The following is a 19,882-nucleotide window of genomic DNA, read 5'->3' as shown; positions in this document are numbered from 1 at the left end:
ATGAACGAGAGCTACGCCGGTGACGTGACACCGCAGGAGGCGTATGCCGTGCTCGGCGAAGACGGGGACGCGGTCCTCGTCGACGTGCGGACCACCGCCGAGTGGAGCTACGTCGGGCTGCCGGATCTCAGCGTGCTGGGCCGGAAGGTCCTCTGCGTGGAGTGGCAGCGCTACCCGGACGGCTCGGTGAACCACGGCTTCGTCGACGAGCTGCGCTCGGCCGGGCTGCCCGACGGGGCGCCGCTGTACTTCCTGTGCCGCTCGGGGGTGCGGTCGGTGGCCGCCGCGAAGGCCGCGACCGCGGCCGGTCTCGGACCGGCATACAACGTCCTCCACGGTTTCGAGGGGCCGCATGACGAGCACGGCCACCGTGCGGTCGCCGGCTGGAAGAACGAGGGGCTCCCGTGGCGGCAGGGGTGAGCGGGGAGGGCCTGCGCCCCGACACCCTGGCGGTGCGGGGCGGGCTGATGCGCAGCGGCTTCGACGAGACGGCCGAGGCCATCTTCCTGACCTCCGGGTTCGTCTACGACAGCGCCGAGCAGGCCGAGGCAGCGTTCAAGGACGAGATCGACAAGTTCATCTACTCCCGCTACGGCAACCCCACGGTCGCCATGTTCGAGGAGCGACTGCGGCTGCTCGAGGGCGCCGAGGCGTGCTTCGCCACCGCCTCCGGCATGTCCGCGGTCTTCGTGGCGCTGTCGGCGCTGCTCGGCCGGGGCGACCGGGTGGTCGCCTCACGCGGGCTGTTCGGCTCGTGCTTCGTCATCCTCGACGAGATCCTGCCGCGGTGGGGCGTGGAGACGGTGTTCGTCGACGGCCCCGACCTCGACCAGTGGAAGGACGCGCTCTCGGAGCCGACGGCCGCGGTCTTCTTCGAGACGCCGAGCAACCCCATGCAGGAGCTCGTGGACATGCGGGCGGTCTCCGACCTCGCGCACGCCGCCGGCGCCCAGGTGGTCGTCGACAACGTCTTCGGCACCCCGGTCTTCTCGCGGCCGCTGGAACACGGCGCCGACGTGGTCGTCTACTCCGCCACCAAGCACATCGACGGGCAGGGCCGCGCGCTCGGGGGAGCCGTCCTCGGTCGTGCGGAGTTCATCGACGGGCCGGTGAAGAACCTCATGCGGCACACCGGGCCGGCGATGTCGCCCTTCAACGCCTGGGTGCTCGTCAAGGGGCTCGAGACGATGTCGCTGCGCGTGAACCGCCAGGCCGAGTCCGCGCTCACGCTCGCCCGCGCGCTGGCGGCGCACCCGCGCGTCCGCCGTGTCGTCTACCCCTGGCTGGAGTCGCACCCGCAGCACGAGCTGGCCAGGGCACAGATGTCCGGTGGCGGCACCGTCGTCACGTTCGAGATCGACGGTGGCAAGGACGAGGCCTTCGCGGTGATGAACGCCCTGCGCATCGTCGACATCAGCAACAACCTCGGCGACGCCAAGTCGATGGTCACCCACCCGGCGACCACGACGCACCGCCGGCTCAGCCCGGAGGCGCGGGCGGCCGTGGGCATCACCGACGGCACCATCCGCATCTCCATCGGCCTCGAGGACCCGGCCGACCTGGTGGAGGACGTCACCGCAGCCCTGGGCTGAGGCTCCGTCCTGCTCGTCCGGGGTAATGCCGCGCATCGTGACGCGCGCCAACACCCCGAACGGGGCTGCGAGCCGAGTCAGCGGGCAGTGGCATCGAGCACCCACGGCTGCCCCGCTCGACGTGGCTCGGTGACCAGCACGTCGAAGGCCTGCTCCAGCGTGGTCGCCAGGGCCGGCACGGTGCGTGGGTCGGCGCCCACCTGGCAGAGGTGGCGGGCCACCAGCCCGCGGGTGTGCTTGGCCATGTGGGTGGCTCCCGGCACCCGGACCTGCACCCAGCGGTCGGCAAGGTCACCGCTGGGAGCCCACGCCGCGGCATACGTGCTCGACCGACAGTCGACGATGACCCCCCGGCCGGCGGCCTGGGGCAGCACCTGCGCCAGCTCGGGCTTCCACGTGCTCGCCAGGGGTCCCACACCGGGCAGGTTGACGGCCATGGACAGGCGGTAGGGAACGATCGAGTCGCTGGGTCGTACCGCGCCGAACAGCGCGGAGACGGTGACGAGCCAGCGGTTGGCGCGGCGCTTGGCTGCGGTGTCGAGCGAGGCGAGGTCGAGGGCGTCGTAGAGCACCCCGGTGTAGACCCTTGCGGCGGGTAGGGCGGGGGCGCTGTCGAGGGCGAGGTTGTGCGCGACCTCGGCCGTCAGGGTGGGGGAGACGCCTAGCAGCGCAGGCGCGTCGGGGTGCGCCGAGACCTTCGCCAGGGCGGACATCACCTCGCGGCGGGTGTCGCTGAGCTCGGGGAAGGAGAGCCCCCCGAGGTCGAGGGGGCGGCCCCGCGTGCGACCGGTCTTGGACTCCGAGGGTGGCAGCAGGATGAGCACGCGCACCAGCGTAGGCGGGGGTCTCGGGGGCACTGGCACTGCCCTCGGCCCCTGCCGGGACCTGGGCCCGGCGCGCGTGACGGGCCGGTCGGCGTGACGCTCGGTAGGTTGCTGGCATGCCTCGCCCCATCAAGCTCGCCCCACCCGGGACGGCGACCAGCGTCGCCCAGTCCGAGCAGCTCCGCGCCCGCTTCGACGCGATCCGCGCCGAGCAGGGCGTGCCCGAGGCGTTCCCGCCCGAGGTGCTCGCCGAGGCTCGCGCGGTGGTCACGTCCGCAGCGCTGCCCGACCGCGACGAGACCTCCGTGCCCTTCGTCACCATCGACCCGCCGGGGTCGATGGACCTCGACCAGGCCCTGCACCTCGCGCGTGACGGCGAGGGCTACCGGGTCCGCTACGCCATAGCCGACGTGCCGGCGTTCGTCGCGCCCGGCGGCGCCCTCGACGACGAGGCGCGACGGCGCGGCCAGACGATCTACGCCCCCGACCGGCGGACCCCCCTGCACCCACCGGAGCTCAGCGAGGACGCCGCCAGCCTGCTGCCCGACCAGGTGCGTCCCGCCTACGTCTGGGACCTGCGGCTCGTCCCGGACGGCGAGGCCGCGTCCGCCGAGGTCTACCGGGCCCTCGTCCGCAGCCGGGAGCGGCACGACTACCACGGGGTGCAGGAGGCCGTCGACGGGGGCACGGCCGACGAGGTCCTGGTGCTGCTGAAGGAGGTCGGGGAGAAGCGAATCGCGTTGGAGCGCACGCGCGGTGGAGCCAGCCTGCCGATGCCCGAGCAGGAAGTGTCCGAGGACGGCGAGGACCACTACCGCCTGCACTTCCGGCCCCTGGTGGCGGCCGAGGACTGGAACGCGCAGCTGTCGCTGATGGCCGGCATGGCCGCCGCCGAGATCATGCTCAAGGGTGGTGTCGGCATCCTGCGGACCATGCCGGCGCCCGAGCCAGCAGCCATGGCGCGCTTCCGCCGTGAGGCCCGGGCCCTCGGCGTGCAGTGGCACGAGGAGCAGCCCTACGGTGAGTTCCTCCGGTCGCTGGACCGCACCAACCCCCTGCACCTCGCGCTCGTCCACGAGGCCACCGCCCTGTTCCGCGGCGCGGGCTACACCCCGTTCGACGGTGAGGCCCCCCAGGCACCCGACCACGCCGCCGTCGCCGCGCCCTACGCGCACGTCACCGCGCCCCTGCGCCGACTGGTCGACCGGTTCGGCCTGGTGGTGTGCGAGGCACTGTGCCGCGGAGCCGAGGTGCCCGCCTGGGTCCGCGAGGCGCTGCCGACGCTGCCCGAGGCCATGCAGTCCTCCGACCGGGTGGCCGGGGCGGTCGAGCGCGCCTGCGCCGACGCGGTCGAGGCGGCGGTGCTCGCCGACCGGGTGGGCGAGGTCTTCGACGCCGTGGTCGTCGACGACCGCAACAGCTCGGGGGTCCTGATCCAGCTGCACGAGCCCGCCGTGGTCGCCATGGCCGACGGCCGCGCCGAGCTCGGCAGCACGGTGCAGGCCCGCCTGGTCGCGGCCGACATCGCGACGAGCACGGTGCGCTTCGCGGTGGCCGGCCCGGCATAACCGCACAAGCGGCCGGCATGCCGCGTGGCCGGGCCGCGCGGCACACCCGGCTCGTCCTCCGGGGGTGAGGTGTCGCGCCCGGGCGTGCTCCGAGAGTGGTCAGGACAGACCGCGACCGGACCGGAGGACTGACATGACCGACTACCCGCTCATCGCCGACCACGGGCTCATCGGTGACCTGCAGACGGCAGCACTGGTGACGACCGACGGGTCGATCGACTGGTTCTGCGCCCCCAGGTTCGACTCGGGAAGCATCTTCGGGGCGCTGCTGGACCACCGCCGGGGCGGCCACTTCCGGGTGCGGCCGACCGCCGAGGCGTTCACCCGCAAGCAGCTCTACTTCCCGGACACGGCGATCCTCGTGACGAGGTACATGACCGAGGCAGGGGTGGGGGAGGTCGTCGACTTCATGCCGGTGTCGAGCAGCACCGTGGCCACGAACCGCCACCGGATCGTGAGGATGGTGCGCTGCGTGCGCGGGCAGATGACCTTCGAGGTCGACCTCGCACCACGCTTCGACTACGGGCGCGAGCGGCACGAGTCCCAGGTGACGGACGCGGGGGCGGTGTTCAAGGGCACCAGCACCGCCATGACGGTGCACCTGGTGCGCGAGCCCGAGGACGAGCGGCTGGCCCAGGTCTCGATGAGCGACTCCGGCGACCTGCATGCCGATCTCACCCTGATGGCAGGACAGATGCGCGGCTTGGTGGTCGAGACGGGCTCCGAGGGGCCGCCGCGGCAGCTGCGGGTCGCCGAGGTGCGCAACCTGTTCGACGAGACGGTGGCGTTCTGGAGGCGGTGGCTGGCGCAGTCGACCTACACCGGGCGGTGGCGGGAGTCGCTGCACCGGTCGGCGATCACGCTCAAGCTCATGACGTACGCCCCGAGCGGCGGCCTCGTCGCGGCGCCGACCGTCGGGCTGCCCGAGCAGATCGGCGGTGAGCGGAACTGGGACTACCGCTACACCTGGATCCGCGACGCCTCCTTCTCGGTGTACTCACTCCTCGGGCTGGGCTTCCGGGAGGAGGCGGCGGCGTTCGCCACGTGGCTGCGCGACCGGGTGCACGAGCAGGTCGGCACGGCAACCGGCCCGCTGCAGATCATGTACCGCGTCGACGGATCGTCCGACCTGAGCGAGGAGGTGCTCGACCACTGGGAGGGCTACCGCGGCTCGGCCCCGGTGCGCATCGGCAACGGCGCCGCCGACCAGCTGCAGCTCGACATCTACGGCGAGGCCATCGACAGCCTCTACTTCGCCGACCAGCGCGGCATCCAGGCGGGGCACGGCGGCTGGCTGCGCATCGCCAACCTGCTCGACTGGCTCGCCGAGAACTGGGACCAGCCCGAGGAGGGCATCTGGGAGACCCGTGGTGGTCGGGAGAACTTCACCTACGGGCGGCTGATGAGCTGGGTCGCGCTGGACCGTGGCATCCGGCTGGCGACCGAGCACGGCAGGCCGGCGCCCGTGGACCAGTGGCGCAGCCAGCGCGACGCCATCTACACGCAGATCATGGAGCAGGGCTGGAGCGCCGAGCGGCAGGCCTTCCGGCAGCACTACCGCACCGACGTGCTGGACTCGTCGCTGCTGCGCGCCACCGCCGTCGGGTTCATCACTCCCAACGACCCGCTGTGGACCTCCACGCTCGCGGCGATGGAGGACGAGCTGGTCACCGACAGCCTCGTCTACCGCTACGACCCGGCCGCGTCGCCCGACGGGCTGCGCGGCTCGGAGGGCACCTTCTCCCTGTGCACCTTCATGTACGTCGACTCGCTCGCCCGCGCTGGCCAGCTCGACAAGGCACGGGTCATCTTCGAGAAGATGCTCACCTACGCCAACCACGTCGGCCTCTACAGCGAGGAGATCGCGCTCACCGGCGAGCAGATCGGCAACTTCCCGCAGGCGTTCACCCACCTCGCGATGATCGACGCCGCCATCACGCTGGACCGGCAGCTCGACAGCGGTATGCCGGCCCTGACGGTTCCGCGGCCCGCGGCCGACGTGCCGGGCTGGAGCCCGCAGAGGAGTGGCACCGGGGCGCAGGTCTCGGCCTGACCGGACGTGGTGCGCCAGCCCCGGTGCTCCAGCACCGGGGCTGGCTTGTGCGCTTCGTCGGTCAGCGGTGGGGCTGCCAGTCGTAGAGGACCGAGGTGCGCAGAACGATGTCCTGCACCGATCGGTTCTCGCGGTTCACCGCTGCCCACAGGAGCCCGATCGGGAAGAAGGCGCAGAACCACGCACGGACCAGCGCGCCGAGGAACCTCATGTTCGACCCGTTGTGGCTCACCACGCGCAGGCCCATCACGTGGCAGCCGTAGGTGCGCCCGGTGATCCACCACGACACCGTGAGGTAGACGACGAGCACCGTGAGGGCCGCGGTGAGGCTGAAGAACAGGCCCGGCTCGGGGAAGGAGAAGGTGCGCGGGTCGATGAGGAAGCGCAAGGTGGCGAGACCCGCGTAGCCCAGCAGGAGCACGAGACCGACCAGCAACGCGTCGATGGTCGCCGCCACCAGGCGGGTGACCAGTCCGGCACGGTGCCCCTGGTAGGGCCGAGCCTCAGGCGGGAGTGGCGAGATGCTGCTCGTCGTCACGGCGCTCACCGGTGTCCCGGACCGGGCGGTTCCTGACGAGGCTCGACCGGTCCCGGGCTATCGAGCTGGTCGCTCGGTCCACCCGGGTGGCGACGGGCACGCCTGAGCAGCAGCCGGTCCACGGCTCTGCTGACGGCCTCGTCGGCGTGGATGCCCTGCAGTCGCGCACCCCGCACCGTCTCCGAGGCCATCGAGCCCGTGGACTCCCGGATGATCTCGGGCAGGTCGACCGCGTCGATGACCTCTTCGGCCAGGCCCACGAGGTCGATGCGCGCCAACACGGCGTTGACGAGCGCCTCGAGGTCGACCCGGGTCAGCACGATCGCCGTCAGGTCGAGCCGGTCGATCACGGCCTCCACATCGAGGCGCCGTGCGATGTCGTCGAGGTTCACGCCGGCCACGATGGCGTCGAGGTCGACGCGTTCCTGGACCAGGGCGGTGAGGTCGAGGCGGTCGAGGATGGCATCGATGTCGAGCTGAGCCGCAACGGCATTCAGGTCGACGCGCTGCCGGACGAGGGCGGTGAGGTCGAGTCGGTCGATCACAGCGCCGATGTCGACCCGGCGCACGATCGCGTCGAGGTCGACTTCCTCCACCACGGAGTCGAGGTCCACGCGGTCGCGCACCAGCTCGGTGAGGTCGAGCCGGTTCAGCACCGCTTCGATGTCCAGGCGTGCGGCCGCCGCGTCGAGGTCGACGCCGGCGACGACCGCGTCGAGGTCGACCTGACGCAGGACGACGTCGGTGAGGTCCAGGCGCCCGAGGATGACCTCCGCCATCACCGGCACGACATCGTCGAGCAGCGCCGAGACAGCCTGCTCGAGCGAGCGTCGCCGGGCGGAGCCGATCCGCCCGAGCCTCTGGACCACCCGCGCCGGCTGCAGGAACGACGGCACTCCCGGTGGTCGCAGCACCAGACTCGCAGTAGGGCGCACCACGGACGACCCCGCGCGGACGAGGCGGCCCGCGAGGCCGAGCCCAAGGGATGACGCGCCGAGTGCCACGTCACCCAGCGACGGCTCCGCGTGGTCGTCAGGGCTCAGGGGCACCAGGCGTGGCGCGCCGAGCCCGATGTCCGGTCCGGGCCGTGCCGCGCCGGGCGGAGCCGGAAACGCGTCCTGGCCGCCGAGGTGCCGAGCCGTCGCCACGGGTCACCGCCCGATCAGGCCGCGGCCTGAGGGGTGGTGGGCGCGAAGGAGTCCAGCCGCATGTCGGCTCCACGAACGGTCAGGAACGTCGCCTCGGGAACCTCGTGCCACACGCCCCTCAGGTCGCCCAGCGGCTCCGACACCACGAGGCGGGCATCGTCGGAGAGCTCCTTGAGCATCGGGTGGTCCGGGTACTGCTCCCGCAGGGTCAGGATGTCGGCGCTGTGGAACAGGGATCGCGAACGACCTTCGCTCGAGTACCGGAACGCCCAGGTCGTCTCGCCATCCGTCGTTGCCACGGTCATCTGGATGGGCCAGGGGACCCCGTGGCGCTTCCCGACGTCCTCCACGAACCCGACGGCCCGGGCCATCGCGGCCGGCGGGTCGTCCTTCAGCCCGAACGTCATCGCCAGGAAGAACAGCACCTCTGAGTCCGTCGACCCGTCGATGTCGGGGTAGAGCTCCGGGTCGACGGCCAGTACGAGGTCGCGCTTGACCCTGCGGAAGTCGGCGACGGAGCCGTTGTGCATGAAGAGCCAGCGGTCGTGGCGGAACGGGTGGCAGTTCGACTGCTGCACCGGCGAACCCGTGGACGCCCGGATGTGGGCGAACACCCGGCCGGCCTGCGCGTGGGCGGCCAGCTCGCGCAGGTTGCGGTCGTTCCACGCCGGCTCGATGCTGCGGAAGACCCCGGGCGTCTCGAAGCGGCCGTACCATCCGACGCCGAACCCATCGCCGTTGGTCGTCTCGGCGCCCAGCTGCGAGTGCTTGCTCTGGACGACCAGCGAGTTCTTGGGCTTGAAGAGCAGGTCCTCCAGGTTGACGGGGGAACCCGAGTATGCGAGCCATCGACACATGACGACCTCCTTGCACCCATGTCAGCAGGAGGTCGGGTCCCGCGGATCATCCCCCGGGGGTGAGCGCACGTCGCCGCACCCGGCGGCGAGGTATGCCGCGTGGCGGGCCCCGCGGCATACCTGCCCTATCCTTGGTGGTGGATGAGTCGGCCAGGCGGTCGCGTCGGTGAGCAATCACCGCCGAGGAACGTCCGGGCTCCACAGGGCGCAGTGGTGGCTAACGGCCACCCGGGGTGACCCGCGGGACAGTGCCACAGAAAGCAGACCGCCACGGCGAACCGCTGGTCTTCGGGCCGGAAGGCGCCGCGGTAAGGGTGAAACGGTGGTGTAAGAGACCACCAGCGGCCCCGGTGACGGGGTCGGCTCGGTAAACCCCACTGGGAGCAAGCTCAGACAGTGTGCGTTCGAGGGCGGCCCGCCCGAGCACACGGGTAGAGCGCTGGAGGCAGTCGGCAACGGCTGTCGTAGATGGATGACCGTCGCCGCGCCGCTGGTAACGGCGGCGCGGAACAGAACCCGGCGTATCGGCCGACTCATCCACCCATCCGTCCTCATGCCAAGCGCCCCGGGGGCCCTAGCCGGACGAGTGCTTGTCTGCGGAGAGCAGAAGCCCGTCGAAGTGCACCGCCGTGGCCCGGCCGGACCCGTCGCGGCCGAACACGACCCTTCCGGTTCCCAGACCGAAGCGGCCAAGGTCGAGTTGGAAGGCATCCGGGTCGTCCCGGTCGGCGGGGTGGAGCGTCAGGCCTCGGTACAGCGTCGGCATCGGGCTGAGGGCCCGGAGGACGAGCCGGCCGCGCCGCACCGACACCTGCACGCCGGCGCCCATGACCAGCCGAGCCATCAGGTCGGTGCGCTGCGCTCGGGGCCGGTACCAGCCGCACAGGTCGGCCCAGAGGTCGGGGCGCAGCGGGACGTCGGTGCGGATGCGGTCCTCGTCGGCTCCGAGGAGGTCGCCGAGCAGTCGGGCCATCTCGGCGACGAGCCAGGACCCGGCGTTCCTGGAGCCATTGGTGAAGGCCATCACCCCGACACCGTCCGCAGGGGCGAGGTAGATCTGGGAGTTGAACCCTGGCACCACGCCCTGGTGTTCCACGACGGCGCGTCCGCCGAGCTCACCGCGCCAGAACGCCAGCCCCATGCCGGGGATGCGCGGATCCGGCTGGTAGTGAGGGGCGAACATCGTGGTCAGGGTCTCGGGTTTCAGGATCGTGCCGTGCCCGCCGACGCCATCCCCGACCAGCGCCGCCACGTAGCGCGCCATGTCTCGCGGCGTCGAGTAGATGGCCCCGGCCGCTGCGGTCACGCCCTGGCGGTCGGTGAGCGCCTTCGGCCCGGAGCGGGTGAGCGTGTAGCCGGTGGCCAGGCGGCTCTGGAGCTGCTCGGACCGCAGCAGGTCGCTGTCGGTCATGCCGAGCGGCGCGAAGACGTGCTCGGCCAGGTAACGGTGCAGGGGTACCTCGGTGACGTCCTCGACGATCTGCCCCACGGTCGCGATCCCGTGGTCGGTGTAGGCCCAGACCGTGCCGGGCTCGGCGTCGAGCCGGAGCCGGCCCCGGTAGAACTCCCCCAGGGTCGGGAGCCGCTCCTCCAGCGCGAAGGTCTCCCCGAACCAGCGGCTGCGGACCATTTGCGTCGGCCGCACCCACTCCGGCACCCCGGCGGTGTGCGTCAGCAGGTGCCGCAGGGTCGCAGGGCGCCAGGCCGGCCTCGACGGCACCAGCTCGAACGCCCGCAGGTAGTCGTTGGCCGGCCGGTCCAGGTCGACGAGTCCCTTCTCCCACAGCTGCATGAGCGCGACCGCGGTGACGGTCTTGGTGATGGACCCGATCCGGAAGACGGTGTGTTCGGTGACGGGGATCTGATCCGCGACGTTCGCCATTCCGTGGGAGTAGAAGAGCATCGGTGAGCCACGTCTGATGACGCCGACCGCGAGGCCGACGGCGGGCCAGCGGTTCAAGATCTCCGCGACCCTCTGCTCCAGTCCCTGCTCGCTCAACCCGGGCATCACGACCCCTCCGCGCGATCGACACTCCCACCAAGCCAGCCTGGTGCGACATCTCCTCCACGCTCCGCCGGTCGAGGCCCTTTGACAAGAGCCCACTTGTCCGACGCTGGGGCGAGGGCACTGGCCGCGCGCGGAACACCCGGCACACAATGGTCGAGAAGGTGATCAGTGTGAACAGGCTGACTGCAGACGACCGGATCATGCTTCGGGTCGACCAGAGGTGGCCGCAGGACATCGGCCTCCTCGCCGCCGGCCGGCGCGACAGGGTGGGACGGGATGTTGACGAGCATGACCACGGCTCGGACGGGGCGCGAGCGACACTCCGCCCGCGTCGTGAACGGTCGGGGGAGTGACATGGCTGAGCTGGGCGCCGGGGAGATTGCCGAGCAGGTCGCCCTGATCCTGAACCGGTCACCTGCCGTGGGGCTGGCGGTGGGAGTGGTCCGCAGCGGGGAGCTGCCGTTCTTCCACGGACACGGCGTCGCGGAGGTCTCATCGCGGACGCCGGTCACCCCGGAGACCGTCTTCCGTGTCGGCTCCCTGACCAAGACCTTCACCGCCGTTGCGGTGATGCAGCTGTGGGAGCGGGGCAAGGTCGACCTCGACGCGCCCGCCGAGGACTATCTGCGCTCATACCGGCTGGTGCCCACCAAGCCCGCTTTCAGTCCTGTCACGATGCGACACCTGATGACGCACACCGCCGGGATCCGGGAGGTGCTGCACCCCTCGGGCGTGCTGCGACCCTTGTTCGGCGAGACCGTGAAGTCGGGCCATTCTGTGCCCTCCCTAGCCAAGTACTACCGGCACGGAGTCCGGGTGGAGGCGGAACCCGGCACGAGGTTCAGGTATACCGACCACGGCTTCGCCACCCTGGGCCAGATCGTGGAGGACGTGACCGGCGAGCCCCTCGACCGCTACCTGCGCGAGCACGTCTTCGCGCCCCTCGGCATGGTAGACACCACCCTCATCCGCTCTGGACGGATCACGCCCCGTCTGGCGACGGGTTACGTCATGGGGTCCAGGGGGCCTCGCGCCGTCCCCGACTACGAGGTCGTCACTGCGGCAGCCGCTGCGGCGTACTCCACTTCCGCGGACATCGCCCGGTACGTCGAGGCGCTCCTGGGTGGGGGCGCCAACGTGCACGGCCGCGTGCTCCAGCCAGCAACGCTCAGCTCGATGTTCGCGCCGCAGTACCAGCCCGATCCTCGCATTCCCGGCCTCGGCCTGGCCTTCTTCCGGGGGACTGTGGCGGGCACTCAGGTCATCGAGCACCAAGGGATCGTGCCCGGCTTCAACGCCGAGATCTTCCTGGCACCCCACGACGGTGTTGGCGTCATGGCACTCACCAACGGATCTCCCGGCGCGACGATGTGGATGCCGGTCGAGATGGGAAGACTCCTGGGCTTCCTGCTGCGCGTTCAGGCTGAGGAGATGCGCACCGATGTCCCGCAGCATCCCGAGGTCTGGAACGAGGTCTGCGGCTGGTACTCGCTATCCGGACCGCTCACCGACGTACGAGCCCGAGGAGCTCTCGGCGCCGGTGTGGAGGTCTTCGTGCGCCGGGGTCGGCTCATGCTTCGGAGCATCTCCGCGATCCCGGGCCTGTACCGAGGCCTTCCTCTCCATCCCGACGACGCGGAGGACCCGTACGTGTTCCGCCTCCAGGTGTCCGAGGAGGGCTTCGGTGTCCGGGTCGTCTTCAGCCGCGCACCCGGAGGTGGTGCGACGGCAGTTCACCTCGATGTCATGCCGCTGTCGGCGCTGAGGCGACGCCGCGCCACCGATCCCAGGCGCTGGCTGCGTGCCGCGGGGGGAGCCGCGGGTCTCTCGCTGGTGGCGACAACGCTCCGGCGCTCGCGTCGCCGGCTCTCAAGGAGCTGATGTGGTCCCATCGGCGTTCTTGGAGGGCAGCGTCTCATTCGAGGCCGTGGACTCACCGGCCCGAGTGACCCGCTCGGACCACGGCGCGCGGGTGACCGCCATGATGTTCGTCGATACCGATGGAGGGCTGACCGAGGTCGTCGGACAGCGGTACGCGGGCGGCAGGCTCGAGACCTGGTCGGTACCCGTGGTCGCGTACGGCGCGCTTGCGGGCCTTCAGATGCCGACGCCAGGCAGGGCAGTGTGGAAACTGTCCCACGGCGACGGGGAGTACATCGACGCGATGATCACGGGGCTCGACCACCACCCGATCTTCTGGCACGGGCGGTGCGGCCAGCGCCGACCCCGGGTGACGGCGGTCAGCTGATCCGCCCTGACCGGGCGGGCCGTGAACGCGGCAGCCCTGAGGCAGGCGTGGACGGCTGCTTCAGGACGGCACGACGATCTGCTGCAGCGCCCAGCGGTTGCCGTCCGGGTCGACGAACCGCACGAACCGGCCCCAGGGCTGCTCGTCGACGTCGCTGCACTCCACCCCGCGATCTCGAAGGTGGGCGCGGGCCTCGTCGGCGTCCGCGACGACCACCTGGATGAACTGCGACGAGCCCTCGGGCATCATCTCGAGCCCCGTCCCGAAGCAGATGGAGCAGGCCGATCCCGGCGGGGTGACCTGAACGAACCGCAGTTCCGGACTGACGGTCCGGTCGTGGTCGACGCTCCAGCCCAGGCCGTTGCCGTAGAACTCGACCGATCGGTCGACGTCCGACACCGCCAGCGGGACCAGCTCGATCTTGAAGTCCATGCTGAGCTCCTCTCAGTGGTCCCGACTCCGGGACTGCTCGTCCCACGAGCGTACGGAGAAGCACCGACAGGTGTGCCCGCTCCTGCCGCCGACGTCGCACGGTCAGGTGCGGTGAACGGGAATGGCGTGCAGGCCCGAGGTGTCCGACAGGACCAGCACCTCGTGCTCCGGGGTGGCCGAGCCCAGCGCGGCCATCACGGAGTCGACGGTCCACGGGGCGCCGCCGTCCTCAGTGGCCCACGCCAGCACGAGCCCGCCGGTCTCGTGCGCCACGGCCTTCGCGATCTGGGGGTCAGGCGGACCGACAAGCAGCACGAAGCGCGGGCCGTGGGGGGCGGGCAGGGCGACACCGCGACCGCCCTGGTAGACGGACCAGTGGTATGCCGCAATGGCGCCGGTGCTCAGCAGGACACCGATCGGGACGCGCATGCTGCGGATGGTCTCGGCGCCGAAGGTCCCCTGCACCAGGTCCTCGAACAGCAGGTACACGCCGACGAGCAGGGCGACCACCGCCGCGATCCCGCCCACGCCGAAGAGCAGGAGCAGGTAGACCCGTCGCGTGGGGGAGGCGTGCTCCTCGGCGGGGGCCGAGACCGCTGCCTGCTGGATGCGGTGCCAGTAGAACCACCACACCGGGGCGCCCACCACGAGGAGTGTCGCCGAGGCCAGCAGGGTGTTGACCGCGCTCTGGCCGAGGAAGACCGCCTCGGTCCGGGTGAGCGCCTCGATACCGGCCACCACCAGGGTCGTCAGGCCGGCAGCGGCTGCGAGCAGCCCGATGGCGGACATGAGGTACTCGTAGACGCGGCGGACCTCGGTCCGGGCCTTCAGGTGGGCCTCCTCGAGCACGGCCTGGTGGTACCACCAGACCAGGGCGCCGGTGGCCGCTGCCCCCGCCGCCCACGGGGCGTCGTTGAAGTGCCGAGCCGCATCGCTGAACTCGGGGTCCCCAAGGAGCCACACGAGCAGGTCGTACACCACGGTGCTGGCGGAGACGACTGCCATCACCAGGCCACCCCCGACCCCGGGGAGGAGGACGTAGCCCAGCCACAGGGGGTCTCGCTCCGCCCTCGACGCCGTGCGGACCCAGTAGAGGAACCACACGGGGGCGGCGACAGCCAGGGTGACGCCGGCAGTCAGCGCCTCGTCACCGCCGCTCAGCACGACGTCGCTGCCGGAGAAGAACAGGCTCCACAGCGCCGAGCCGAGAAGGCTTGCCAAACCGGTGACCGCGGTGACGAGGCCGACGAGCGAGCCCGCCAGGTGGTGGACCTGGGAGCGGCCGGCCGGCACCAGCCGGAGGTGCACCCACCAGTGGAGGCCCCACGCCAGCCCCCAGACGAGGAACCTCGCCAGGGCACGGGGGTCGTCGGGACCGACACCGACCGCCCACGACAGCGTGGCGTGCAGCCCGGTCATGGCCACGATGAGCGACGTGATGGCTGCCGCCGTGACGTAGAAGACCCAGCCGAGGGACAGCCTCTCCAGCGGATCCTCCAGGAGCCGACGACGGGACCACAGCGCGACCGCGGCGTAGAGCGGGACGCCCACCACGGTGAACGCCAGGCTGCGGGCCAGCTCGACGTCATCGGCCGCCACGATCGGGTCACGGTCGAGGGCGCGGCCCAGCAGGCCGGAGAAGCCCACTGCCACCACGACGAGCAGGCCGAAGAGCAGCAGGTACTGGAAGAACCGACGGATGGCATGAGCCTCGGTCACGGGACCGCGTTCCCTGCCCATCGCTTTGCGGGCGCCGAGGACCACCGCGGCGACCAGCACCACCAGGAGAAGCAGACCAACGATCACTTCACGTCTCCCTCGCACTCGTAGAGCGGCCATGGCGTGCCCGTCAGCAGCCAGCCCTCGCCCGACTTCGTCAGGCGGAAGATGTGGGTCTCGGAGAAGTCGGTGGAGCCGAACGGGCCACCGCCTGAGGGAAACGTGACCTCGACCCTGACCCGGGCCGTGTCGCCCTCGACCTGGCTGTCGACCAGGTAGGCCCGGGCCGACCCGGGGCGACCGGTCCGGTCGAGGTCGTCGACGTCGCAGGCGCCCGCGGGGTCGAGCACCTCGGCAGCCTTGGCGTTGTCGCCCTCGGTGACGGCCGTGAGGTAGGTCTGGACGGCTGCCTCGGGGCTGCCCGGTTCGAGCTCCGCGGTCGAGCGGTTGGCCGAGAACAGCACGACGACCGCGGCCAGAACGACCATCGCCCCGACCACGACCGCGAGGATCCGGTTGGGCCTACCTCCCACGCGACCACCCTGCTCCCGCGCCCTGCCGGAGGGGCAGAGGCATAGGTCCCTGCCTGCCGGGCAGAGCGCAGGCGAGCGGGTCGTGTCGCGCGACGGTCCTGGCGAGCCCACCCCAAGAGGTCAAACGACGCCTCGGCGAGCCGGTGGCTCGGGCACGGGAGGCGTTCCGCCGGGTCGGGCTCGGCGTCTCCTGAAGGGGCGTCCCGTCCTGCTGACGGGGTGCCCGTGCTGCTGACCGGGCGCCGGTCATTCCATCGCCCGTGCAGGACCTAGGGCCCTGCAGGCACCCCTGACCCGCTGTTGCAATGAGGGACAGTCCGCAGGGTGCGGGCGAGCCGAGCGGAGGTGGGCGAGATGAGCGTGAGCATGCCGCAGGGGACGAGTGCCGAGCCACTGGGCCACGTCGACCTGTTGTCCACCGAGGACGTCCGGCAGCTCGTCCGTACGCCGGGACCGTGCGTGTCGCTGTTCCTGCCGACCGCGCGCTTCGGCCCAGAGACGCTCAGCGGTCCGGCGCGCCTGCGCGAGCTCGTGGCGCAGGCGGCTGCGCACCTGTCCGACCAGGGAGTGGACCAGAAGCAGGCCGATGACCTGCTCGCTCCCGCGCGTGAGCTCATGGGCAACGAGCCCTTCTGGCAGCGCCAGAGCGACGGCCTCGCGGTGTTCAGCGCTCCGGGGCACTTCGCGCACTTCCGGGTGCCCATCGCCTTCACCGAGGAGTCGGCGGTGGGGGAGGCCTACCGGATCCGGCCGCTGCTGCCGATGGTCTCGGCCGACGGCATGTTCTACGTCCTCGCCCTGTCGCAGAAGTCGGTCAGGGTTCTCCAGGCGACGCGCCAGACCGTGGGGGAGATGGACCTGTCCGGGATGCCGCGCTCGCTGGAGGAGGCGATCCCGCAGGAGGAGATGCAGCGCTACGGCCAGGCGCACTCCACCGGCCGCACGAGTGCCTCCTTCCACGGGCAGGGCAACGAGGCCGACTACGACAAGGCGGCGCTCGAGCGCTACTTCCGCGCGGTGGACACACCGCTCACCGCCGCGCTCGGCAACGGCGCCGCGCCCCTGGTGCTCGCGTGCGTCGGCTACTACCGGCCCATCTACACGCAGGTCAGCCGCTACCCGCACGTCTGGGAGCGCGCGGTCGAGGGCAACCCCGAGGCGCGGTCGGCGGCCCAGCTCCACGATGCGGCGTGGCCGCTGGTGTCCGACCACTTCGCCGAGAAGGAGCAGCGCCACCTCGACCGCTACCGCGAGCAGGCGGGCACGGGCCGCACCGCGAGCGGGGTCGTCGAGGTGCTCGCCGCGGCCCGCGACGGCAGGGTGGACACCCTCATCGTCGAGGCAGGGGCAAATGGCACCCACGAGCTCGACCGTGCCATCGCCGAGACCCTGCGCCACGACGGCACGGTGCTCTCCCTCGCGGAGGCCGACCTCGGCGGGGAGCCTGCGGCGCTGCTGCGCTACTGAGCCGCTGCTGCCCTGACGACGCGGGCCCCGGGCGCGCACGCCCGGGGCCCGCGGAGGACGAGGTCCTCAGGCGATGACGGCGTCGATCGTCTTCTTCAGCGCGCTCGGCTGGGTCGGCTTCTTCGGCGCGCGCTTCTTGGCGGCTGCCAGCTCAGCGCCGATCTCCTGAAGGGCCTTGCGCCCCAGACCCGCCCGCACCTTGGGGAACCACTCCTGCTCCTCTTCCTCCATGTGGTGCTCGACGTTCTCGATGAGCACCGTCGTCTTGGCCTCGAAGCGCTCATCGGTGGGCCGCATCATCGACAGCTCCATGACGAGCACGTCGGCGACGTGGTGCTCCTCGTAGGACTCGAGGACGTCGTCCTCGAGGTCGGGGAGCAGCCGGCGCACCTGCGGGTACATGACCTCGTTCTCGATGTAGGTGTGCGCGGTCAGGAGCTCGATGATCTTCTTGACGGTCTTGCCCTTCTGGGCCGTCGTCGCCTTGGGGCTCTGGAACTGCTTGAACTGCTTGCGAATCTCCTTGTGGTCGTTCTTCAGCAGGACGATGGCGTCGGTCGACATGCGTTCTCCCCGTCTGGTCGCGTCCCGAGGGACGGTGGCACTGGGCCGGTGAGCCGATGCTAGCCCCGCCGTTGCGGACCCGCGCGAAATCGCAGCAGCCACAGGGCCGCTCCGGCCGCGAGCACCCCGACCCCGGCCAGCACGGAGGTGACGGGCAGTGCGAGACCCACCGCGACACAGCCGACGACCCCGAGCGCCGGCACCAGGCGAGCGCGCAGCGAGGAGTCCAAGGTCCACGCGCTGGCATTGGCGATCGCGTAGTAGGCCAGCACACACACCGACGAGAAACCGATCACCTGGCGCAGGTCGCCTGCCAGCACGGCGAGCCCCACGACGACGCCTACGGCGACCTCGGCCCTGTGGGGCACGCGGTATGCCGGGTGCACCCGGTCGAGGGAGCGCGGCAGGTAGCCGTCGCGCGCCATCGCGAACGTCGTCCGGGAGACTCCCAGCACCAGCCCCAGCAACGAGCCGGTGGCGGCCAGCACGGCCCCGGCCCGCACGACCGGGAGCAGCGCGTCAGCGCCGGCTGCCGCGACCGCATCGGCAAGGGGAGCGCTGCTGGCGGCGAGTCCGTCCACGCCCAGGGCACGCGCGGTCGCGAGGCCCACCGCGGCATACACGACGGCGGTGATGGCGAGGGCGAGGGGGATGGCGCGCGGGATGGTGCGCGCCGGGTCGCGCACCTCCTCGCCCAGGGTGGCGATGCGGGCGTAGCCGGCAAAGGCGAAGAAGAGGAAGCCCGCCGCCTGCAGCACGCCGACCACAGAGGTGTCGGGGGCGACGGTGCCGACGGCGTGCTCGACGGGGGAGCCCCAGGCAGCCACCACGACCACTGCCAGCGCCAGGAGCACGAGGGCGACGATGACGCGCGTGGCGACGGCGCTCTTGTGCACACCGACGTAGTTGAGTGCGGTGATCGCGGCGACCACTGCGAGCGCGACCGGGCGCATCGCGTCGGGCCACAGGTAGGCACCCACCGTCAGCGCCATCGCCGCACAGCTCGCCAGCTTCCCCGCGACGAAGGCCCAGCCCGCGAGGAACCCCCAGAACCTCCCGAGCCGCTCGCGGCCGTAGACATAGGTGCCGCCGGACTCGGGGTGGAGGGCTGCCAGCCGGGCCGACGAGGTGGCGTTGCAGTAGGCGACGACCAGGGCGACGGCCAGCGCCAGCCACACGAGGGGGCCGGCGGCGGACGCGGCCGGGGCGAAGACCACGAACACGCCGGCTCCCACCATCGAGCCCAGCCCGATGACGACGGCGTCGGCCATGCCGAGACGGCGGTCCAGCGTGTGCTGCATGGCCGCCACCGTAGGGGCTGCGTTGACGTCGACGGTGCGTGGCACCCGGCATACGGTGGGGCCATGCGTCTCACCCACCTCGGACACGCCTGCCTCCTCGTGGAGGTCGCCGACGCCCGGCTGCTCATCGACCCGGGCATCTGGTCGCCCCGGGCCTTCGACCAGCGGGACCTCTCTGCGGTGCTCATCACCCACCAGCACCCGGACCACGTCGACCAGGAACGGCTGCCCGAGCTGCTGCGCGCCAACCCCGCGGCCGCGCTGTTCGCCGACCCGGGGACCGCGCGTCTCCTGCGCGAGTCGGGGCTCGACCCGGAGGCGTTCGAGGAGGGTGACGAGGTGGGCATCGGCGAGGCGAGGGTCGCGGGGGCCGGCCAGAACCACGCCCTGATCCACGACGACATCCCCCGCATCTCCAACACCGGCGTCCGCGTGAGCGCCCCCGGTGAGCCGACGCTGTTCCACCCCGGCGACGCCCTCGACGCGGAGCCCGGCCCGGTGGACGTGCTCGCCTTCCCGCTCAACGCGCCGTGGATGCGCAGCCGTGAGATGACCGGCTTCCTGCGCCGGTTCAACGCGCCGCACGCGGTGCCCATCCACGACGGCCTGCTCAACGAGCGGGGGCGCACGCTCTACCTCACCCAGGCGGCCAACCTCGGCGGCCACGACACCCAGATCCGCGACCTGGCCGACGGCGAGCCAGCGGAGTTCCGCCGCTGACCGCGTCTGCACCCAAGCTCCCCCGGGCGAGACGCGTTTTGCAGGTTAGGAGAGCCTCACCTACCCTCGAACGCGTGCCCAAGGTGACTGCCAAGAAGAAGTGCTGCAAGGACAAGCCGCGCTGTGCCAAGTGCCCGGTGGTCCTGATGCGCCTCGAGAAGCTCGGGTACGCCGAGAAGGGCAAGGACAAGCGCGACTACAAGGTCGACAAGAACGTCCCGAAGAAGGTCATGCTCGTCGCGCGCCAGCGCTGAAACCCAGCCCGGCGAGGCGGGGAAGGGTCGGGGCGGGGGCCGCTGCTAGCGTCACG

The 19,882-nt window shown here is 71.3% G+C and carries 19 protein-coding genes and 1 other RNA gene; 10 read left to right on the top strand and 10 right to left on the bottom strand.

What is annotated here, in order from left to right:
• Window positions 1-420 (top strand): rhodanese-like domain-containing protein, encoded by a 420-nt coding sequence (locus P2F65_RS13245; RefSeq protein WP_275808462.1) that lies wholly within the window; start codon window positions 1-3, stop codon window positions 418-420.
• Window positions 405-1,592, top strand: a complete 1,188-nt coding sequence (locus P2F65_RS13240) for an O-succinylhomoserine sulfhydrylase (RefSeq protein WP_275808459.1) — start codon at window positions 405-407, stop codon at window positions 1,590-1,592. The genes P2F65_RS13245 and P2F65_RS13240 overlap by 16 nt, the downstream gene beginning before the upstream one ends.
• Before the next feature lie 77 nt (window positions 1,593-1,669).
• Here the strand turns inward: P2F65_RS13240 and P2F65_RS13235 are convergent, their stop codons facing one another.
• Window positions 1,670-2,416, bottom strand: a complete 747-nt coding sequence (locus P2F65_RS13235; RefSeq protein ID WP_275808456.1) for a peroxide stress protein YaaA — start codon at window positions 2,414-2,416, stop codon at window positions 1,670-1,672.
• Window positions 2,417-2,532: 116 nt separating this feature from the next.
• On the opposite strand from P2F65_RS13235, the gene P2F65_RS13230 reads away from it, so the two are divergent.
• Complete coding sequence (locus tag P2F65_RS13230) at window positions 2,533-3,984, top strand: RNB domain-containing ribonuclease (RefSeq protein ID WP_275808454.1); 1,452 nt, start codon at window positions 2,533-2,535, stop codon at window positions 3,982-3,984.
• Between the two features lie 133 nt (window positions 3,985-4,117).
• The gene (locus P2F65_RS13225) at window positions 4,118-6,037 is read left to right on the top strand and encodes a glycoside hydrolase family 15 protein (protein ID WP_275808451.1); all 1,920 of its coding nucleotides are present in this window, start codon (window positions 4,118-4,120) and stop codon (window positions 6,035-6,037) included.
• Between the two features lie 61 nt (window positions 6,038-6,098).
• Here the strand turns inward: P2F65_RS13225 and P2F65_RS13220 are convergent, their stop codons facing one another.
• From P2F65_RS13220 to P2F65_RS13210, 3 genes are read right to left on the bottom strand one after another with little or no spacing between them, the layout of a single operon-like run.
• On the bottom strand, window positions 6,099-6,575 hold the full coding sequence (locus P2F65_RS13220) for an RDD family protein (protein ID WP_275808448.1): 477 nt from the start codon (window positions 6,573-6,575) through the stop codon (window positions 6,099-6,101).
• A 5-nt stretch (window positions 6,576-6,580) separates the two neighbouring features.
• Complete coding sequence (locus P2F65_RS13215) at window positions 6,581-7,723, bottom strand: hypothetical protein (protein WP_275808443.1); 1,143 nt, start codon at window positions 7,721-7,723, stop codon at window positions 6,581-6,583.
• Between the two features lie 14 nt (window positions 7,724-7,737).
• The gene (locus P2F65_RS13210) at window positions 7,738-8,580 is read right to left on the bottom strand and encodes a class II glutamine amidotransferase (protein WP_275808439.1); all 843 of its coding nucleotides are present in this window, start codon (window positions 8,578-8,580) and stop codon (window positions 7,738-7,740) included.
• 142 nt (window positions 8,581-8,722) lie between these two features.
• On the opposite strand from P2F65_RS13210, the gene rnpB reads away from it, so the two are divergent.
• Window positions 8,723-9,120, top strand: an RNA gene (rnpB, locus tag P2F65_RS13205) — RNase P RNA component class A.
• Between the two features lie 34 nt (window positions 9,121-9,154).
• Here the strand turns inward: rnpB and P2F65_RS13200 are convergent.
• Window positions 9,155-10,588, bottom strand: coding sequence for a serine hydrolase domain-containing protein (locus P2F65_RS13200; protein ID WP_275808436.1), 1,434 nt, complete (start codon window positions 10,586-10,588; stop codon window positions 9,155-9,157).
• A 354-nt stretch (window positions 10,589-10,942) separates the two neighbouring features.
• Here P2F65_RS13200 and P2F65_RS13195 point away from each other — a divergent pair, with 354 nt between their 5' ends.
• Together P2F65_RS13195 and P2F65_RS13190 are read left to right on the top strand one after the other, a co-directional pair.
• On the top strand, window positions 10,943-12,469 hold the full coding sequence (locus P2F65_RS13195; RefSeq protein WP_275808433.1) for a serine hydrolase domain-containing protein: 1,527 nt from the start codon (window positions 10,943-10,945) through the stop codon (window positions 12,467-12,469).
• The gene (locus P2F65_RS13190) at window positions 12,390-12,836 is read left to right on the top strand and encodes a DUF6544 family protein (RefSeq protein ID WP_345803699.1); all 447 of its coding nucleotides are present in this window, start codon (window positions 12,390-12,392) and stop codon (window positions 12,834-12,836) included. Before P2F65_RS13195 ends, P2F65_RS13190 begins: the two co-directional genes overlap by 80 nt.
• Before the next feature lie 60 nt (window positions 12,837-12,896).
• Here P2F65_RS13190 and P2F65_RS13185 read toward each other — a convergent pair whose 3' ends face one another.
• The 3 genes from P2F65_RS13185 to P2F65_RS13175 form a co-directional block, all read right to left on the bottom strand.
• Window positions 12,897-13,268: a VOC family protein gene (locus tag P2F65_RS13185; protein WP_275808427.1), complete on the bottom strand. Its 372-nt coding sequence runs from the start codon at window positions 13,266-13,268 to the stop codon at window positions 12,897-12,899.
• A 102-nt stretch (window positions 13,269-13,370) separates the two neighbouring features.
• Window positions 13,371-15,074 (bottom strand): DUF5671 domain-containing protein, encoded by a 1,704-nt coding sequence (locus tag P2F65_RS13180; RefSeq protein WP_275808424.1) that lies wholly within the window; start codon window positions 15,072-15,074, stop codon window positions 13,371-13,373.
• On the bottom strand, window positions 15,071-15,520 hold the full coding sequence (locus P2F65_RS13175; RefSeq protein WP_275808421.1) for a hypothetical protein: 450 nt from the start codon (window positions 15,518-15,520) through the stop codon (window positions 15,071-15,073). Before P2F65_RS13175 ends, P2F65_RS13180 begins: the two co-directional genes overlap by 4 nt.
• A gap of 354 nt (window positions 15,521-15,874) precedes the next feature.
• On the opposite strand from P2F65_RS13175, the gene P2F65_RS13170 reads away from it, so the two are divergent.
• Window positions 15,875-16,987 (top strand): hypothetical protein, encoded by a 1,113-nt coding sequence (locus P2F65_RS13170; RefSeq protein ID WP_275808418.1) that lies wholly within the window; start codon window positions 15,875-15,877, stop codon window positions 16,985-16,987.
• Between the two features lie 66 nt (window positions 16,988-17,053).
• Here the strand turns inward: P2F65_RS13170 and P2F65_RS13165 are convergent, their stop codons facing one another.
• The gene (locus tag P2F65_RS13165; RefSeq protein WP_275808415.1) at window positions 17,054-17,551 is read right to left on the bottom strand and encodes a hemerythrin domain-containing protein; all 498 of its coding nucleotides are present in this window, start codon (window positions 17,549-17,551) and stop codon (window positions 17,054-17,056) included.
• A 59-nt stretch (window positions 17,552-17,610) separates the two neighbouring features.
• Window positions 17,611-18,852 (bottom strand): amino acid permease, encoded by a 1,242-nt coding sequence (locus P2F65_RS13160; protein ID WP_275808412.1) that lies wholly within the window; start codon window positions 18,850-18,852, stop codon window positions 17,611-17,613.
• A gap of 63 nt (window positions 18,853-18,915) precedes the next feature.
• On the opposite strand from P2F65_RS13160, the gene P2F65_RS13155 reads away from it, so the two are divergent.
• Window positions 18,916-19,572 (top strand): MBL fold metallo-hydrolase, encoded by a 657-nt coding sequence (locus P2F65_RS13155; protein ID WP_275808409.1) that lies wholly within the window; start codon window positions 18,916-18,918, stop codon window positions 19,570-19,572.
• Between the two features lie 74 nt (window positions 19,573-19,646).
• Window positions 19,647-19,826, top strand: a complete 180-nt coding sequence (locus P2F65_RS13150) for a hypothetical protein (RefSeq protein ID WP_275808407.1) — start codon at window positions 19,647-19,649, stop codon at window positions 19,824-19,826.
• Window positions 19,827-19,882: the final 56 nt, after the last annotated feature.

The sequence above is a fragment of the Knoellia sp. p5-6-4 genome (genome assembly GCF_029222705.1).
In the GTDB taxonomy this organism is placed as follows: Bacteria; Actinomycetota; Actinomycetes; order Actinomycetales; family Dermatophilaceae; genus Pedococcus_A.
Note: the sequence above shows the minus strand (reverse complement) of the source record. Positions and strands in the feature narration are given on the sequence as shown.

What these genes read in the sequence shown, in the direction of transcription:
- P2F65_RS13155 (WP_275808409.1), top strand. Translation starts at nt 18,916, where the DNA reads ATGCGTCTCACCCACCTCGGACACGCCTGCCTCCTCGTGGAGGTCGCC.
- P2F65_RS13160 (WP_275808412.1), bottom strand. Translation starts at nt 18,852, where the DNA reads ATGCAGCACACGCTGGACCGCCGTCTCGGCATGGCCGACGCCGTCGTC.
- P2F65_RS13210 (WP_275808439.1), bottom strand. Translation starts at nt 8,580, where the DNA reads ATGTGTCGATGGCTCGCATACTCGGGTTCCCCCGTCAACCTGGAGGAC.
- P2F65_RS13225 (WP_275808451.1), top strand. Translation starts at nt 4,118, where the DNA reads ATGACCGACTACCCGCTCATCGCCGACCACGGGCTCATCGGTGACCTG.
- P2F65_RS13230 (WP_275808454.1), top strand. Translation starts at nt 2,533, where the DNA reads ATGCCTCGCCCCATCAAGCTCGCCCCACCCGGGACGGCGACCAGCGTC.
- P2F65_RS13195 (WP_275808433.1), top strand. Translation starts at nt 10,943, where the DNA reads ATGGCTGAGCTGGGCGCCGGGGAGATTGCCGAGCAGGTCGCCCTGATC.
- P2F65_RS13165 (WP_275808415.1), bottom strand. Translation starts at nt 17,551, where the DNA reads ATGTCGACCGACGCCATCGTCCTGCTGAAGAACGACCACAAGGAGATT.
- P2F65_RS13200 (WP_275808436.1), bottom strand. Translation starts at nt 10,588, where the DNA reads ATGCCCGGGTTGAGCGAGCAGGGACTGGAGCAGAGGGTCGCGGAGATC.
- P2F65_RS13245 (WP_275808462.1), top strand. Translation starts at nt 1, where the DNA reads ATGAACGAGAGCTACGCCGGTGACGTGACACCGCAGGAGGCGTATGCC.
- P2F65_RS13170 (WP_275808418.1), top strand. Translation starts at nt 15,875, where the DNA reads ATGAGCGTGAGCATGCCGCAGGGGACGAGTGCCGAGCCACTGGGCCAC.
- P2F65_RS13185 (WP_275808427.1), bottom strand. Translation starts at nt 13,268, where the DNA reads ATGGACTTCAAGATCGAGCTGGTCCCGCTGGCGGTGTCGGACGTCGAC.